At 59.9% G+C, this 15,138-nt stretch carries 18 protein-coding genes and 1 pseudogene; 7 read left to right on the top strand and 12 right to left on the bottom strand.

The annotated features are described in order from the left end of the window. Positions 1–1,003 (bottom strand): MobA/MobL family protein (locus CO660_RS26740; protein ID WP_176536393.1); only part of this gene is annotated, 1,003 nt, incomplete at its 3' end. A gap of 224 nt (positions 1,004–1,227) precedes the next feature. Here CO660_RS26740 and CO660_RS26735 point away from each other — a divergent pair. From CO660_RS26735 to traG, 3 genes are read left to right on the top strand one after another with little or no spacing between them, the layout of a single operon-like run. Further along, positions 1,228–1,515, top strand: coding sequence for a TraC family protein (locus tag CO660_RS26735; protein ID WP_097601283.1), 288 nt, complete (start codon positions 1,228–1,230; stop codon positions 1,513–1,515). Then, positions 1,505–1,738, top strand: coding sequence for a conjugal transfer protein TraD (locus CO660_RS26730; protein ID WP_097601282.1), 234 nt, complete (start codon positions 1,505–1,507; stop codon positions 1,736–1,738). Before CO660_RS26735 ends, CO660_RS26730 begins: the two co-directional genes overlap by 11 nt. Continuing rightward, positions 1,735–3,654, top strand: a complete 1,920-nt coding sequence (gene traG, locus CO660_RS26725) for a Ti-type conjugative transfer system protein TraG (protein WP_097601281.1) — start codon at positions 1,735–1,737, stop codon at positions 3,652–3,654. Before CO660_RS26730 ends, traG begins: the two co-directional genes overlap by 4 nt. A gap of 490 nt (positions 3,655–4,144) precedes the next feature. On the opposite strand, the gene CO660_RS26720 is transcribed toward traG, so the two are convergent. The 7 genes and pseudogenes from CO660_RS26720 to CO660_RS26685 all read right to left on the bottom strand — a co-directional run bounded on the left by CO660_RS26720 (position 4,145) and on the right by CO660_RS26685 (position 8,094). Beyond that, positions 4,145–5,020: a hypothetical protein gene (locus CO660_RS26720; RefSeq protein WP_097601280.1), complete on the bottom strand. Its 876-nt coding sequence runs from the start codon at positions 5,018–5,020 to the stop codon at positions 4,145–4,147. A 13-nt stretch (positions 5,021–5,033) separates the two neighbouring features. Continuing rightward, positions 5,034–5,234 carry a hypothetical protein gene (locus CO660_RS26715; protein ID WP_097601279.1) on the bottom strand — a complete coding sequence of 67 codons (201 nt, stop codon included), beginning with the start codon at positions 5,232–5,234 and terminating at the stop codon, positions 5,034–5,036. A gap of 445 nt (positions 5,235–5,679) precedes the next feature. Beyond that, positions 5,680–6,082, bottom strand: a pseudogene (locus CO660_RS34530) (hypothetical protein). Then, positions 6,079–6,348: a type II toxin-antitoxin system prevent-host-death family antitoxin gene (locus tag CO660_RS26705; protein WP_097601278.1), complete on the bottom strand. Its 270-nt coding sequence runs from the start codon at positions 6,346–6,348 to the stop codon at positions 6,079–6,081. The pseudogene CO660_RS34530 and the gene CO660_RS26705 overlap by 4 nt, the downstream one beginning before the upstream one ends. Before the next feature lie 127 nt (positions 6,349–6,475). Next, a complete protein-coding gene (locus CO660_RS26700) occupies positions 6,476–6,949 on the bottom strand; it encodes a hypothetical protein (protein ID WP_097601277.1) in 474 nt (157 codons plus the stop codon). A 333-nt stretch (positions 6,950–7,282) separates the two neighbouring features. After that, on the bottom strand, positions 7,283–7,450 hold the full coding sequence (locus CO660_RS33440) for a hypothetical protein (protein WP_176536392.1): 168 nt from the start codon (positions 7,448–7,450) through the stop codon (positions 7,283–7,285). A gap of 320 nt (positions 7,451–7,770) precedes the next feature. Beyond that, the gene (locus CO660_RS26685) at positions 7,771–8,094 is read right to left on the bottom strand and encodes a DUF736 family protein (RefSeq protein ID WP_097601275.1); all 324 of its coding nucleotides are present in this window, start codon (positions 8,092–8,094) and stop codon (positions 7,771–7,773) included. A 631-nt stretch (positions 8,095–8,725) separates the two neighbouring features. Here CO660_RS26685 and CO660_RS26680 point away from each other — a divergent pair. From CO660_RS26680 to CO660_RS26670, 3 genes are all read left to right on the top strand, one after another. Further along, the gene (locus tag CO660_RS26680) at positions 8,726–8,989 is read left to right on the top strand and encodes a WGR domain-containing protein (protein ID WP_097601274.1); all 264 of its coding nucleotides are present in this window, start codon (positions 8,726–8,728) and stop codon (positions 8,987–8,989) included. Between the two features lie 183 nt (positions 8,990–9,172). Further along, the gene (locus CO660_RS26675) at positions 9,173–9,658 is read left to right on the top strand and encodes a DUF2384 domain-containing protein (protein WP_097601273.1); all 486 of its coding nucleotides are present in this window, start codon (positions 9,173–9,175) and stop codon (positions 9,656–9,658) included. Beyond that, complete coding sequence (locus tag CO660_RS26670) at positions 9,655–10,161, top strand: RES family NAD+ phosphorylase (protein WP_097601272.1); 507 nt, start codon at positions 9,655–9,657, stop codon at positions 10,159–10,161. The genes CO660_RS26675 and CO660_RS26670 overlap by 4 nt, the downstream gene beginning before the upstream one ends. A gap of 78 nt (positions 10,162–10,239) precedes the next feature. Here the strand turns inward: CO660_RS26670 and CO660_RS26665 are convergent, their stop codons facing one another. Together CO660_RS26665 and CO660_RS26660 are read right to left on the bottom strand one after the other, a co-directional pair. Next, positions 10,240–11,181, bottom strand: coding sequence for a DUF2493 domain-containing protein (locus tag CO660_RS26665; RefSeq protein ID WP_097601271.1), 942 nt, complete (start codon positions 11,179–11,181; stop codon positions 10,240–10,242). A 317-nt stretch (positions 11,182–11,498) separates the two neighbouring features. Further along, positions 11,499–12,533: a toprim domain-containing protein gene (locus CO660_RS26660; RefSeq protein ID WP_097601270.1), complete on the bottom strand. Its 1,035-nt coding sequence runs from the start codon at positions 12,531–12,533 to the stop codon at positions 11,499–11,501. 431 nt (positions 12,534–12,964) lie between these two features. On the opposite strand from CO660_RS26660, the gene CO660_RS26655 reads away from it, so the two are divergent. Beyond that, complete coding sequence (locus tag CO660_RS26655; protein ID WP_097601295.1) at positions 12,965–14,155, top strand: DUF1173 domain-containing protein; 1,191 nt, start codon at positions 12,965–12,967, stop codon at positions 14,153–14,155. Between the two features lie 284 nt (positions 14,156–14,439). On the opposite strand, the gene CO660_RS26650 is transcribed toward CO660_RS26655, so the two are convergent. Continuing rightward, positions 14,440–14,838 (bottom strand): type II toxin-antitoxin system VapC family toxin, encoded by a 399-nt coding sequence (locus CO660_RS26650; protein WP_097601269.1) that lies wholly within the window; start codon positions 14,836–14,838, stop codon positions 14,440–14,442. Next, the gene (locus CO660_RS26645) at positions 14,835–15,086 is read right to left on the bottom strand and encodes an AbrB/MazE/SpoVT family DNA-binding domain-containing protein (protein WP_097601268.1); all 252 of its coding nucleotides are present in this window, start codon (positions 15,084–15,086) and stop codon (positions 14,835–14,837) included. The genes CO660_RS26650 and CO660_RS26645 overlap by 4 nt, the downstream gene beginning before the upstream one ends. Positions 15,087–15,138 lie beyond the last annotated feature (52 nt).

Raw genomic sequence — 15,138 nt, 5'->3', positions numbered from 1 at the left:
CCTTAAGCGTTTCTGCCTCGAACTCTTGCGGCTTCAGCATCACAAGTTCATCCGACGCCATCAGCCGGGCGCGGATAGTGGCGAAGTCCGAGGGATCGTCGACATAGCGATGCAGTGCCTTGGCGATGTCACGCTCATCAAAGGTCGAGCGTTCGTTCGAAAGCTGCTTCAGCAAAAGCGCGGGCTCGGCGAGCAAACGGTCGGCCATCTCGTGGCGGCGGGCGAGATCGGCCGGTGCGAAATAAAGCTCCCTGCCCTTGCGCGCGAGCGCTGCCTTCTCCGGCCCAAGATGTTTTTGCGCGATGCCGTCCAACCCCTGTTCGGCATAGGAACGACCGTCGAGCCGGATCTCATGACCGGCGAGCGCCAGGTGCCGGTTCGCCGTTTCCGCCCAGGCGATCTTCCACGCCTTCAAGGTTTCCTTGTCGCCTGCCCACACCCTGTAGACGATCTTGCCATTCGGTCGATCGGGCGTGACGACACGCAGCGGCTTGCCATCCTCGCCGGTCACCGGAACCTTCTTTGGTCCGAACCCCTCCTCCGTCAGAGGCCTTAGCGTCGTCATCAGGTGAATATGCGGGTTGCCGTCCTTGTCGTGATAGACCCAATCGGCAATCATCCCCTTCGAGGTGAGATTGTCGCGGACGAAGTCGCGCACCAGCGCGACGTTCTCCGCCCGCGTCAGCTCCTCCGGCAGCGCGATGATCAGCTCGCGGGCGAGCTGCCCATCGGCCCTGCTCTCGAAAGCATCGACGGCGTTCCAGAGCGCCTCGCTGGCAGCGGCGACCGAATGGCCGTCAATCGCCTTGTGCAGCCATGCCGGGATCTGAGGCGGCAGCGCCAATTCCTCATGCATCAGCTCGGATGCCCCGCCGCGATAGCTGAATGAGGTGCCGGCCTGTTCGTTCATCATCCGGGCGCGATGGCGATAGGCGGCGGCCGAGATGACGCTGCGCCCCGCTCCCCTGCTGATCACCTGCGCTCTGACGAACATGATCGCCACTGATGGCTCCGCACACCTTCCAAGCACGTCGCGGCAGCGACGTATATTGCGCCCTCAAATCGATCGGACCGCAGGGCCGATGCCGCTTTTCCGAAACGCGCCTATCGACCGGAATTGCGGCTGCGACATTTTCATGTCGATGCAAAATAGCCTATTTAACTATTTTATTCTAGTTAGTATAATGGTGAGAAACAACGCAACGATTTTAAGGAACGGCGGACCCCATGGCGACCAGATCAACGATATTGGGCCTCGATGCCCAGATCGAAAGGCTACGAGAACGCAGGAGAACTTTGATAGCCAGATCGGCCGAACGCTTCGCCCGCGCCGCAACGAAGTCTGGGCTGGCGGAACTGGAGATTGCCGACGAGGAGATCGACCGGATCTTCGAAGAGATCGCCGCTCGATTTCGCAAAGGTGAGACGAAAGAACGTGCGACCCAGGCTCCTCAAAAGCATCGACCGTCAGATCGAGGCGCTGGAGCGCAGGCGGAGGTTCTACATGATGGCTGACCGGAAGAAAGAAGCGCGTGAGAAATTTCTGCTTGGCGGCCTGGTGTTCAAAGCCGGCCTGACCAAGACCGATCGAGCGTTCCTGCTTGGTGGACTGATCGAATTGGCGGGCGTGGTGCCGGGCTCGCCCGAACATCGGCGGCTGCGTGATATCGGCGCACAGGCGTTCAGGGCTCCGTCGCCCAAACGGTTGTCTTCGCCCATTGCGGAGCCACGGGAATGACGTCAAAAAGAAGATTGCTCCCAAGTCTGCTCTGCATCGTCGTGCCGGGATTGGTCACTGCGATCAGTATGTACGTCGTCAGCTGGCGATGGCCGGTCCTGGCGCATGGCCTGTCGGGCAGGACCGAATACTGGTTCCTGCGTGCAGCGCCTGCGCCCGCACTTTTGTTCGGGCCGCTGGCCGGGTTATTGACGGTTTGGGCGCTGCCCTTGCACCGGCGAAGACCGGTGGCAATGGCGAGCCTTGCCTGCTTTCTGCTCGTGGTCAGCTTCTACGCGATGCGTGAATACAGTCGCCTCGCCCCCGCAGTACAAGCCGGCGCCGTTTCATGGAACCGGGCGCTCTCGTATCTGGATTTCGTTGCTGTCCTCGGCGCGGTCATGGGGTTCATGGCGGTGGCAGTCGCCGCCCGGATCTCCGTCGTCGTGCCTGAGGGTGTCAAAAGAGTGAAGGGCGGAGCCTTCGGCGATGCCGATTGGCTTTCGATGTCGGCAGCGGCAAAGCTCTTTCCGCCGAACGGCGAGATCATCGTCGGTGAGCGCTACCGCGTTGACAAGGATATCGTCCATCAGTTGCCGTTCGACCCGAACGATCACCGCACCTGGGGACAAGGCGGCAAGGCGCCGCTTCTCACCTACGGCCAGGACTTCGATTCCACCCACATGCTGTTTTTCGCGGGATCGGGAGGCTACAAAACGACGAGCAATGTCCTGCCGACCGCGCTGCGGTATAAAGGTCCGCTCATCTGCCTTGATCCCTCCACCGAAGTCGCGCCGATGGTGACCGAACACCGCACGCAAGTACTTGGGCGTGAGGTCATGGTGCTCGACCCAAACAACCCCAACAACGGATTCAATGTCCTCGATGGCATTGAGCACTCTAAGCGAAAAGAGGAGGATATCGTCGGCATTGCTCATATGCTTCTCTCCGAAAGCCAGCGCTTCGAATCTTCGACGGGCTCCTACTTTCAGAACCAGGCGCACAACCTTCTGACTGGTCTGCTCGCCCATGTCATGCTGTCGCCAGAATATGCCGGCCGGCGAAACCTGCGCAGTCTGCGCCGGATCGTTTCCGAACCCGAGCCTTCGGTGCTCGCCATGCTGCGCGACATTCAGGAACATTCCACATCTGACTTTATCCGGGAAACACTCGGCGTCTTCACCAACATGACCGAACAGACCTTTTCCGGAGTCTATTCGACGGCCTCGAAGGACACGCAATGGCTCTCATTGGACAGTTACGCCGCTCTCGTCTGCGGCAATGCGTTCAGGCCGAGCGATATCGTTGCTGGCAGGAAAGACGTGTTCCTCAATATACCGGCTTCAATCCTACGCTCTTATCCCGGCATCGCGCGCGTCATCATCGGCTCTCTGGTGAACGCCATGGTCCAAGCCGACGGCGACTTCAGCCGGCGGGCGCTGTTCATTCTCGATGAGGTCGACCTGCTCGGCTACATGAGGGTGCTGGAAGAGGCCCGCGATCGCGGTCGCAAATACGGCATCAGCATGATGCTGCTATACCAGTCGGTCGGACAATTGGAGCGGCACTTCGGAAAAGACGGCGCCACCTCATGGATCGACGGCTGCGCCTTTGCCTCGTATGCTGCAATCAAGGCCCTCGATACGGCGCGCAATGTCTCGGCCCAATGCGGGGAGATGACCGTCGAAGTGCAGGGGCGCTCCCGCAACATCGGCTGGGATCCAAAAGGCGGCGGTTCGCGCAAATCCGAGAGCGTCAATTTTCAGCGCCGACCGCTGATATTGCCCCATGAGATCACCCAGGCGATGCGCAAGGATGAACAGATCATCATCGTACAGGGCCACAGTCCGATCCGCTGCGGCCGGGCGATCTATTTCCGGCGCAAGGAGATGGATGAGGTGGCGAAGGCGAACCGTTTCGTCAAACCGGCGCCTTAAGGACAAAACTACGGAGTCGGGTAGCAACTGCCACCAGACTCCCAGCCGCTGATCTCTTAGGATCAGTACCATCCTAAGAGATGTTGCGTATGGTTCTTGTTACGGATGAATTGAAACGGAAGAGCGGCGAAATCGGCGCTGACATCGATGATGGCGGATCTCGGCGCTCGAACAACAGCAGTCGGCGTTCAATGTCGTCATGCGGCTACCGCATGTCTCGGCGTGGTTCCGCGGCGCCGGAACGGCGATGGTGCCGACGGGCAGCTCTGCGCTTCCAAAGACTTTGACCGTCGACGCTTTGCCGTTCGTACGCTCGATCAGGCTGAGCGGCCGATCACCACGGCAGAGTGCGACCCAGCTTTGGCAAATAGAATTCGGCGCACCTGGAATGGCCGATCGTCATCGGCATCTCTGGGAGGTGGCTGTTTAAGACGGTCCACACGGCTCCGGCCTCCGACACTTTGAATGGCCGGCTGAACCATCAACTGATTTAGGTCCACCCCGGTGCCGGTTGCTCTGGTTCGGTATCAGAATCGTCAGACACGTCCATTATGCGCTTTCGACGCCGATTGGCAACATTTTGCTTGGCTTCCAACCTTTCCAGAATGCCCTGGAGCTGGTGTTCGCGCATTCGCACATCAAAACGTTCGTCTTCACGGTATTTCTGGAGGATCGAGACGGGCCTAAGTTGATCGCCGAACTCGCGTTCTGTTGTCTTGCCAATATGCAAATCACGGACAATGAACTCAAGCTCCCGAAGGGCGGTGAGAGCTCGTTTGACCGCCGGCTTATTTTCCAAATCCGACAGTTGATCTTCAATGTAGCATTCTAGGATCAACAAGCTCGCAACAGCCTGCCGCAACGAGTGATCGCTTCGACGACCTAGCATATTGATGTTGCTCAGCCGGCTCCTAACGCAGTCCAGGGGGTGCATCAATGTGACGGAAATGCCTTCAGGATTTTCAGCATCAGCAAACGTGATTGAATTTTCGAGGAGGGACTTGCCCTCGACCCCTTTGATCTGGGCAAGAAAGTCCACCACTATGTCACGATTTCCAAGCTTGCCCTTTACGACTGCCGCATTCGGGGTGTGGTTGTCACCGGAGGGTATTTCCAGAAGGCCGTCTTCTAGGCTGTTTGCAAGCGCGCGCTCGGCTTCCCGGTTATGATAGAAATCAAGATCCTTGCTCGTCAACTCGCCGAGGCCATCGAGCTCTTCGTCCATGCCATGATAAAGTTCGGCCCAAATGTTAACAGCTTGCCCGCCAACTATGACCGGATTAAATCGCTGAACAAATCCGAGAAGTGTTTGAACTTCTTCTGCTGTAAGATGCGGCTCTGCATCTTCGTCACCGTCGACAATCATCTCCGGCTCTCTCTTAGGAGCGAGCCAATGCTTTGCCGCCGATAGCAACCATCTTGTAACGGTGAAGGGGAAGTTCAGCGAACGCTGAGTTCTCGCGGCGCAACTGAGCGGGGCTTACCGAACCATTATCGAGGCGCACTTGGTCACGATCGCGGCTCTCTTGCTTTTCGAGAGCGCGTTTGCGCGAATCAAGATGGGCAACCCTGTAGCTCATACCGCTTATCCTAGCCAGATTTCCTTTACATTAATTGAACAGCCATTTCAATGGTCCAGATGAAAGCACCTAGTCCATTAGACAGCGCTCATCCCATCGGGCATCAAGATAAGACAGGAGGAAACACATTTCAATTCGCCGGCCAATCGAACAAGAGCTTCTACGCCACTCTGAAGGCTGCTCAGCCGGGCTTAGCCCTCTTCTCAGACAAGATCCGGCGGACAGTTGCCCTGCCAATATCCGCATAGGTTCCTTGACGTCGCCTCGGCAAGGCCTTGTAGAGCATGCCCCAAATAACGCACCGAGAAATCAGGATCGATGGAACGGCTTCGATCGGCTGCTCAGTATTTCAAGCGGCTAATTGCCTAACATGCGCTTCGAAGCCGAGAATTCGGAGCTGGTGTCAGTTGCTACCTGATTTCCGTACAACTATCGCCATCGAAGGTCAGGACGACTCCTTTGCAGACCTGCGACGACTGATGACTTCACGCAGCAGCGGCAGGAAGAATGCCTTGCTGAAGCGGCCGGTTGGCAGCTCGGGTTCAAGATAGAATGAATTTCCCACGATGTCGGTATTGAACTCATCAAAGATGATCCAAAGCCTGCGGTCGACATCGAGGCCGGCACGGCGCTTTTCGATCGCCGGCAGTTCCGCGGCGAACTGCGATGCCTCCGGCTGCTTCGTGGTGATCGGAAGAAGAGAACCAGATCGCCGTCCGGCCGCGGCATTCTCACGCCGACTGCGACCGTCCGCTCCTTGCGTCCTTCCGTTTCTCCACGCTTAGCCTCGCGCGCCGTAGATGCGGATAGCAAATGACGCTGGCGGTCTGGACCGGTTCGTAGCTCACAAACGGCCTGCCTCGTCCTCATCGGCAAAGGCTTCGACGGCGCTTTCGAACTCGGCGAACAGTTCATCGGACATTGTTTCAATGGTGCTCACGGCGCGCCGGGCCGACAGCCTTATCAGGCGCTGATAATCTTCGATATTGAGGAGAACGAGGCGGGGCTTATTCCGTTTTGTGATGGTCACCGGACGGCGCAGCGCCTCGGCGATAATGTCGCCGGACTTACGCGAGAGATCGCTGGTCGAATAGGACCCGCTTGATTCAGCCATGTGGGCTTCCTTGTTGCAGCACTGCTTAGATGTACGGCATTTACAAGATTGCTGTAACGTGGAAACTAACATCGAGACGCCTCCGGAGAGGAGTGCGACGCCTCGACATGTGGGGCCGAGCTACAGCTCATCGCGTGGCCCGCACGGCGTTAATCCGAATACCGGTTTCCCTCATGATGTCCTCGATGATTGGTGCAAGCGAGCCGAGCTCGTCTGGGGTCAGCGCCACGAGCTCCGGATAGTTGACCTCGACGCCACCGACATCGGCGGCCAGCGCATTTGTCCAGTCGCCGCCGTTGACGCGGAATTCCTGCGTGTCGCGATCGATTTCGAGATCGTCCACCAGATCGATGGCGAAGCGTGCGAAAATCGCGATCTCGCCCTCCAGCCGATAGGCGGTTAGTTCATCGTCCCCGGCAAGAAGCATGCGCTCTAATGCCGCGATGGCCTGGATCCGAGCAATTGCCGCATCGAGACCATCGACAAGGCGATCATGAAGTGCTCGGGAGAAATCACTGTCGCAGCCGAGGCGGTTTGCCAGGACGACGAGCCGGAAGCCGGCAAGCCTGGTGTAAAGCGTAAGGTTCTGAACGGTTGTCATAATGTGATCTCCTTCGTTGATGACGGAGATCGGCCACTCTGTTGCAAAGAGGGGTCAAGGACCGCGGGACGCGGCTTGCAAGCGGGGGAACCGATTTTTCCAGAGCGAAGTCGCAGCGTAGCGACGGAAAAATTGGGGGAGACCGCGCCGTCGTTGACGCCGGATTTGCTGGAGTAAAATGGGACGTCAGAGAGAGAAGAGACCCGCGGCCCCGAAGGGGACGCGACCACTTCCGGCGCGAGCCGGCGGGAGTGTCGAGGGATAAAAGTCCCCGACAGCCCGGCGGCGGGTCGATCCGGCCGGCGGGCTTGCGGACATGGCGATAAGCCTCCGTCAGAACGGAGGCTCGGCGCTGATGCGGCCGTCCTGCTCGGCCCAGATCACCTCGCGTTCGGCCAGCGCCAGTTCCAGCTCGCTCTCGATCTGCCGATACTCGCCCGGTTCGGCGTTTAGCAGTTCGGCGCGCAGCAGCTCGATGACTTCGTCGATGCAAGTGGTCATTGTCGTCTCCTTGACGTTGTGAAAGACGACGCCCGCGGTCATGGCGGGATGGAGGGGTCAAGGATCGCGGAACGCGACCGGCGGAGCCGGCGAGTGGGGGTGCCGATTTTATCGGAGCGCAGGGGACCGGAGCGGAGACAAAATTGGGGGCACCGCTCGTCCTTGAGGCCTTCATGCCGCCATGGCATCCTCGGACCGACTGAGCAGACCTTTCCTCTCCGTAGCGCACGATTTATTTATCAGACGCGGGCTTGGGCGCCCGCATCCGATCTCTGGTGCGCAAGAGCGGCCAGCCCCGGTGACGGGGCCGGCCGCCCAGCTCACGCCGGGCTGTTCCAGAGGATAACCTTCTTGCCGGGGTCACCGCCAGGAGCCTGGGCGACGTTGCCGAAGATCACGCCGATCTCAGGTGCCTCCAGCTTGACGGAGAGATATTCCTCGCCCGTCTGGCGGGCGATGCGGTTCCAGGCGGCGCCGATCTCGAAGCCGGTCTTGCGATGGACGATGCGGTAGTCAGGCGCTTCCTCGCTTGCCTTGCCGGCGTTAGGGACAATCGCGATCGGGGCGTTGACCCGGATGGTGGCAAAGATGCCTTCAAACGTTCCGTCGGTCTTCTGCGTCAGGGTTGCGATGGTGGTTGCCATTGTATGTCTCCTTCGGTTGCTCGGGACCATTCCCGATGGCGCCCGAAGAAGGGGCCGAGCTGCAGGCGTCACCGGAGCGCCAGCGCAGGGGAACCCCTTGCGGGTTGACGCTGGTGGCGGCCGGTCCCTTAGAAAGGCGACAGAAAAGAACGGGAATGGTCCGGATGCGTCCGAAGGGCGGGACAGACCATCATGGCAACCCCCTATCGCGCGTTGCGAGAGAGCCAGCGGGTTTTGAAATCCCCACCGCCACTCAAGTCCCCGCCGGTCCTGGCCACGACAAGGCGTGAAGCGCGCGCCAGCTGCGCAATCATCGATCGGCCGGACGTAATCGACGCAGCCATCGCATCGACGCTCGGGCCATGTGCAATGCCGTTTGGAGCTGCCGCTCTGAGGCCGAATGCCGGATCTTGACAGGCACGCCCCAGCAGTGCCGGCTGCGGATCCGAGGTTCTCCGCCGAACACCAAACCATCGTGCCCGGGGTGCCGCCCAATCTCCCCGGGGCCGGCTTTGCAGATGTTGCTTGCAGGTCCTGACGCGTCAATACATCACAAACTGGAATCGATCGACTGGGAAGGATTCAAAACTCTCGTTGGACGGGGCCGGTCCCAGCGGGGAAGATTCTCGACATGAGCCGGATATCTTTCCACCTCCATTGTCGCCGCATCGATGCCAGCCGCAACATGGCGCGCTATTACGTGCTCGCCATCCGACCGACCTTGTTCGGCGAAACTGCGGTCGTTCGAAGCTGGGGACGGATCGGCAGGCGTGGCAGCGAGAGGACCGACGTGTTCGCGACCGAACAGGAAGCCGTGGCACATTTTCTAGGCCTCGCACGACGGAAATACCGGAAAGGCTACATACCGACTGCGACGGCGCCGGTCATGACCTGATCTGGCTTCAAAAGACCGCTGGAATCATCGCGCCAGGGATCGTCACGCGTTCCGGCGCGGTTCCTGGAGCCGGCTCGCCGGCGAAATGGAACCCGGTCCGGCGGACACGCCGCGTCCTCCACCCTTGAAATGGGCCGCGACACATGACATATAATTCGCGACAGATGACGCAGGAGAAAGATCATGACCGTCGCAGCAAAAGCATCGTCTTCAGCAACAGTCGGTGGTGAACTGCAAAAAATCGAAGCCTTGCTCGGCGGCTCGCGCATTCTGTCCCGTCGCCTGACCAACGCACTCGACGCTCATGAACTACTTCTGCATGGCCTGCCCGCATCAGCGCTCGATCATCTTGTCGGCACGCTCGTTGTCATTGGCAAGAACGAGTCTCTGGAAAAGGCGGTGGGCATGAGCCTTCGCACATGGCAGCGGCGGAAGGACACGCCTTCCAAACCCCTCAGCCAGGAACAGAGTGGCCGTACATGGAAATTTGCCGAGATCCTGGCAAAAGCAACGGATATCTTCGGATCCCAAGCAGAAGCCGAACAATGGCTGGAACGTCCAGCGGTCGGTCTTGACCAGCGCCGGCCGATCGATCTTCTAGGGACACCTGCCGGCGTCGAACTTGTCGAGGACCATCTCGATCGTCTCGAATATGGCGTCTATGCATGACCCTTTTGCCGGTCGCGCTCGGCGGGACCGAGCTGGTCGCGTGGCGGCTCGATCAGGCCGTCCATGCGCCGACGTGGGATAGCGGGGAAGGCGCCTACAGGGTCGGCGGCCGCTGGAACAGCAAGGGGGTTCGCGCGGTCTACTGCTCGCTCGATCCCGCGACAGCGATCCTCGAGGTCGCTGTCCACAAGGGTTTCCGGGCGCTCGACACCGTGGCGCATATCATGACCGCCGCCGTCATTGCCGATGCTGGCGATGTCCATGTCGTCGATCCGGCAAGCGTACCCAATCCCAACTGGCTTCGTCCCGGCATTCCCGGCGCCGGCCAACAAACCTTCGGCGACGAATTGCTTCAAAGCCACCGTTTCGTGGCGATCCCGAGCGCCGTCTCTCCATACAGCTGGAACCTGATTTTTCTGGCCGACAAAGCGGCGGACGCCTATACGCTGAAGTTTCAAGAGGCCTTTGGCCTCGATACGCGGCTCCACCCGCCAACGACCTGAACGGGCCCTTGGTCGCACCCGTGCAATCTGTAACGCGATCTCAGTTGCAATCGGGGCCGCCGACGGAGGAAATGGCGCTCACGCGCCATCCTCCGCTATCTCCCAGACCGGAATGCCGAGACGGCGTGCCTTGTCAGCGAGGTTGCCGGTGATTCCGGAACCCGGGACTATGATGACGCCGGCCGGCATGACGGAGAGCATCTCGTCGTTGCGGCGAAAGGGAGCAGCCTTGGCGTGCTTCGTCCAGTTCGGCTTGAAGGAGATCTGCGTCACCTTGCGGGCCTCGGCCCAGCAGGCGGCGATGCGCTCGGCGCCCTTCGGCGAGCCGCCGTGCAGCAGGACCATGTCGGGATGTTTGGCGTGGGCCTGGTCGAGCCTGGCCCAGATCAGTTCATGATCGTTGTAGTCCATGCCGCCTGAGAAGGCGATCTTGGTGCCGGCGGGGATCAACACTTCGGTTTCGGCGCGCCGGCGTGCAGACAGGAAGTCCCGGGAGTCGATCATCGCCGCGGTGACGTGGGCGTGGTTGACTTTGGAGCCGGTGCGCGGCCGCCAGGCCGAACCGGTCTGCGCCTCGAAAAGATCGGCCGCATAGTCCCGCATGAACTCGAAGGCATTACGGCGCTCCAGCAGCGTGATGCCTTCCGCGACGAGGCGTTCGAGCTCGACGCTCTTCACCTCCGAGCCGTCCTGCTCGCGCTGGCCAGTACGCTGCGCCACCTCATTGCGGTCGAGCTCGCGCTGAATGCGTTCGCCTGCGCGATGAAACAGATTGGGGATCGACCAGAACAAATCTTCGAGATCAGGCTCAAGCCGTGTGCCGCCGAGCATTTCGAACAAGGCGTCGAAGATTGCGGTCAACCCGGACTGGACGAGCGATTCTTCGGGCAGCGGCCGCGGGTCCGGCTCGTCCTGAAAAGGACGATAGCCGTGAAGCTGCATCTCGTAGATGACGTGGTCCGTTGGGGAGGACGCGTGGTGGGGCTCGATGGCATCGTCGATGGGAAGGGGCAAGTTCATGAGGATCTCCATCCGGTTGCGACCGCGCCTCGCGCGGCCTGACGGCGATCCTGCTCACGCGGAGACGGGCCGGAACCGCGGCGCAAAGCGCTGCGGCCCAGCGTAGCGCCGGGCGGTAGAAGGAAGGTTTCTTGACCCGCGAGGAGCGCCGGCAAAGCCGGCGCGGGGAAGAAACCTGACTGATCCGCTGAAGGCCCGCCGCCGCCTGGTAAAGGTCGCCTCCCGACAGGCCCGCAGGCGAACCCGGCTGGAGGAATTCCCCTTTGAACGGCCTTCACCAGCTGCCAGCACCGCCACCGCCTGCCGTTCGGTCTGCCTCACGGGGTCAGTAAGTTAATTGCATCTCCTGGAACAAGCTGAGCCCGCAGGTTGGTCTTCAACCGGTCCGCCCCGAGCCAGCGCAGATCCTCGTTGAAGTCGCCGAGTTCAGGGGCGAGGACAAGCGGCAGGATACCAAGTGCCTGAGCGCGACGGCTCAGTCGCTTGATTGCTTGCCGCCCCGCCGCATCGGCATCGCCAGCAATGTAGAGGCGCAGACATCCGGCAGGAGGGCAAAAAGCTGCCAGGTGATTGGCTGTGAGTGCAGCGACCGCCGGCATGCCTGGCATCACCTCCAATAGCGACAGCACCGTTTCGAGACCTTCAGCCGCGGCCACGACCGGCACAGGCTCACCGGGCGGAAACCGGAAGCGGACGGCGTTGCCGAGAAGGCCACCGAGCGCCCGGCGCGGATCGGCCACCTTGGCCTTGCCGCCGCTCGGATCGAGCCATGTGCGATGAATGCCGGTGACTGTGCCGGAAGGATCGGTCACAGCGGCAATGAGTGCGGGATAGGCCTGCGTGCTGCCCGTGGCAAGGTCACGATAGTAGCAGGATGGATGAAATCCGAGCGCCGTATGAGCCGTTGCTTGCAGGAGGCCACGATCGCGCAAATAGCCCTCGGCAAGCGTGCCGGCGAGCGGCTGTGTCATGGCAAACAGGCGCCGAGCCCGTTCCGCAGCCGGGTGGTTGGCCAATCGACGCTCCCAGACATCGATGTTCTCGGACGAGGCCATTTGCAGTTGGGACATGCTCAGGAAGCGCCTTGCTTCCTGCGCGACATCCCGGAAATCGAGGAGCCCGCACGTCTCCCGTATGAGATCGAGAAGGTCGCCATACTCGCCGGTCGCCGCGTCCGTCCACCGGCCGGCGCGCGGGGCCGTCAGATGGACATAGAGTGACCGGCCCTTTTTGTTTCTGGCATCTCCGACGATCCAGTAATTGCCGGCACGCCTTCCTGCAGACAGATAATGACGGCAGAACGCGACTGCATTTAGCGCTAGACGATCTGCCAGTTCCGAGATTGATAACATGATGCTGCCTCCCTCATGGACGACTGATAAAGATCGAATTGGCAGCCTCGCGCAGTGTCGGCACATGATTGTCGGTCGCGTTATCTGGACTGTAGAAGGTACGCGGCGCGCGGAAGATTGCGAGGACACAGCCGTGTTTGCGTGTTTGCCGCCAGGAATGAGTTTGTATTCATGGCATGTCCTCTAAGAGCGAGGAGTGACGCCGCGCTGAAACTCTTTTGCACCGCCTGGCGCCCTCTTCCGGCCCCTCCCTGCCTCTCTCACCATGCCAACGGCCGCCTTGCACGCCGGCCGGGCGATGGCGAGAATCAAAATCCCGTCGGCAAAGTTCGAACTATTATACTGACCAATTTGCGCTAGTATAATACGCCATACTTGTGCTAATTTCCTTATGAGGCTTGTTGAGCCCTGTAGGGACGCCCGAGGAGCAAGTGAGACAGTTTGTGATAGGCGATCAGGCGATCGAAGAAAGCTCACCAGAGTTTCAATCAGAGCTCGCACGCGCCTACGAACAGAAGCTCAGGCCACTTTGCCGGTGTCGGGAACCGCCGGTGCCGATGTACATCGCCCGGATGGACGGCCAGTTCCTGGTCAAGCGCATGCCGCTGTCAGGCCGGCAGCATGATCCGGTTTGTCCATCCTATGACCCGCCCTATGAACTATCCGGCCTCGGGCCCTTGATCGGCAACGCGATCCAGATCGATGCGGCAACCGGTGCGGCCATGCTGAAACTCGACTTCTCCCTGTCGAAACGCGGCAACCGAGCCACCTCGGATGCGTCATCGGAGCCGACGGAAACTGCGCGAAGCCAGCCAAAAAAGCTATCGCTCCGAGCGATGCTCCATTATCTGTGGGATACGGCAGAGCTTACAGAGTGGACGTCGTTATGGGCCGGCAGGCGAGGCTGGGGCCGCGTTCGCAGCAGTCTTATGAATGCGGCAAGACAGATGATCGTTCGCGGCAGCCCGTTAAGCGATATCCTGTTTATTCCGGAAGTATTTCACCTGGCGGACAAGGAGGGTATTGCTGCCCGGCGCGCTGCTACGTTAGCTGGCGCCCGAGCAGAAACCTCCGGACCGCGCAAACTGATGGTGATGGTCGCAGAAGTGAAAGAGTTTTCGCCAGTTCGCGACGGCCAGAAAATCCTTGTTCGCCACCTCCCCTTCCCTCTCCTGATCGATGAGGGGGCATGGAAACGATTGAACCGACGATATGACACCGAGCTGGAACTGTGGCGATCAAACACAGATTTCCACCTTATCATGATCGCAACGTTCGGTATTTCGAGCGCGGGAATCGCATCCGTGGAGGAAGTGGCGATGATGGTGGTGAACGAGAACTGGATCCCGGTCGAAAACATCCACGAACAGCGGCTCCTGGAACGGCTCTCCAGGTTAAGGCGCAAAAGCAAAAAGGCATTGCGGTTCGATCTTTCACGCGGTCAGCCGATCGCCTCCGTAACGTTGCCGGAAGCAAAGCCGGCGCCGGTCGCTCTGTTCATCGTCCCGACGAACGCCGGCGAACACTGGGAAATAGCCATGAACGAGATGATTGCCGCGAGGCCAGAGATGACGCCGTGGATCTGGCGTGTCGCCGAGGGTGAAATGCCGCGCTTGCCATGACCTGGATCGGCTCCGGCCTTGTCGCGCAGACCGAGCATGTTATCGCGCCAGCGATCGGGGATCTATCAAATGCTACTTGGTGCAAGACCGGGGATGGCGTGCGCGGTGACAGCGCATAACATTTTCATGGGAGCAGGACGGCATCAATCGTGGCTGGTCGCTGGGCAAGCAGGTCGGCTCAGTGAAAATGCAATTTGAGCGTCCTCCCAGAGTTGTTGCCCGACACGGAGGAACACGGGCGACGGCCGGGATCTACCATTATCTGCTCCCGCGCCTGCGGGACGTCAGGTGAGAAGCCGCGCGGGTTGGCCTTGGCGACCTACCAATTCGACCGCCTGCTTATCGAAGGATACGAAATTCTCGCCGCCAAGCCATGCTCCTTCATGGGCAATCACGCCATCTGCAAAATCGCCCCCTGCCTCGAGCACGGCGAGACCGGCTTCGACCGCCGGGCGGTTCATTGCTACATTGCCTGCATTTAGAAGATCATGAATCGTCTGCGAAACATCTTCCTTTGATAACTTGGCTCCTCGACGCAGTATCCAGACCAGCTCACAGAGTGTCGGCAGGGTTACCGCAATCAATGATGCTTCCTTCAAAAGCCTGGCGGCAACCCTCCCCTGCTCCGCATCATCCTGCAGGACTGCCCGAGCAAGAATGTTGGTATCAACCGAGACTTTCATTGCTCGCCAGACCAGCCCGAGGCCGTAATTTCGTTCATTTCTTCAATGGTCAACGGCTTGTTGACCTTGCCAGCATGCCGACCAATAAAATTGTCGATCGTCCCCGTAGGACGCGCGGCCTTTACCCGCAATTCGCCACCGGGAAGCTTGTCGAATTCGATCCGCTCCCCGGGTTTGACGCCAAGATGTGCCAGCAAATCGCGTCTCAGCGTGATCTGTCCCTTCATTGTGACGGCAAGGGAAGGCATGGAAAATCTCCTATTGTTCTTCGTGTCAAACAAGTAATGGATTTTTTGCTTA

Origin of the sequence: Rhizobium sp. L9 (assembly GCF_002531885.1) — a bacterium.
GTDB lineage: Bacteria > Pseudomonadota > Alphaproteobacteria > Rhizobiales > Rhizobiaceae > Rhizobium.
Note: the sequence above shows the minus strand (reverse complement) of the source record. Positions and strands in the feature narration are given on the sequence as shown.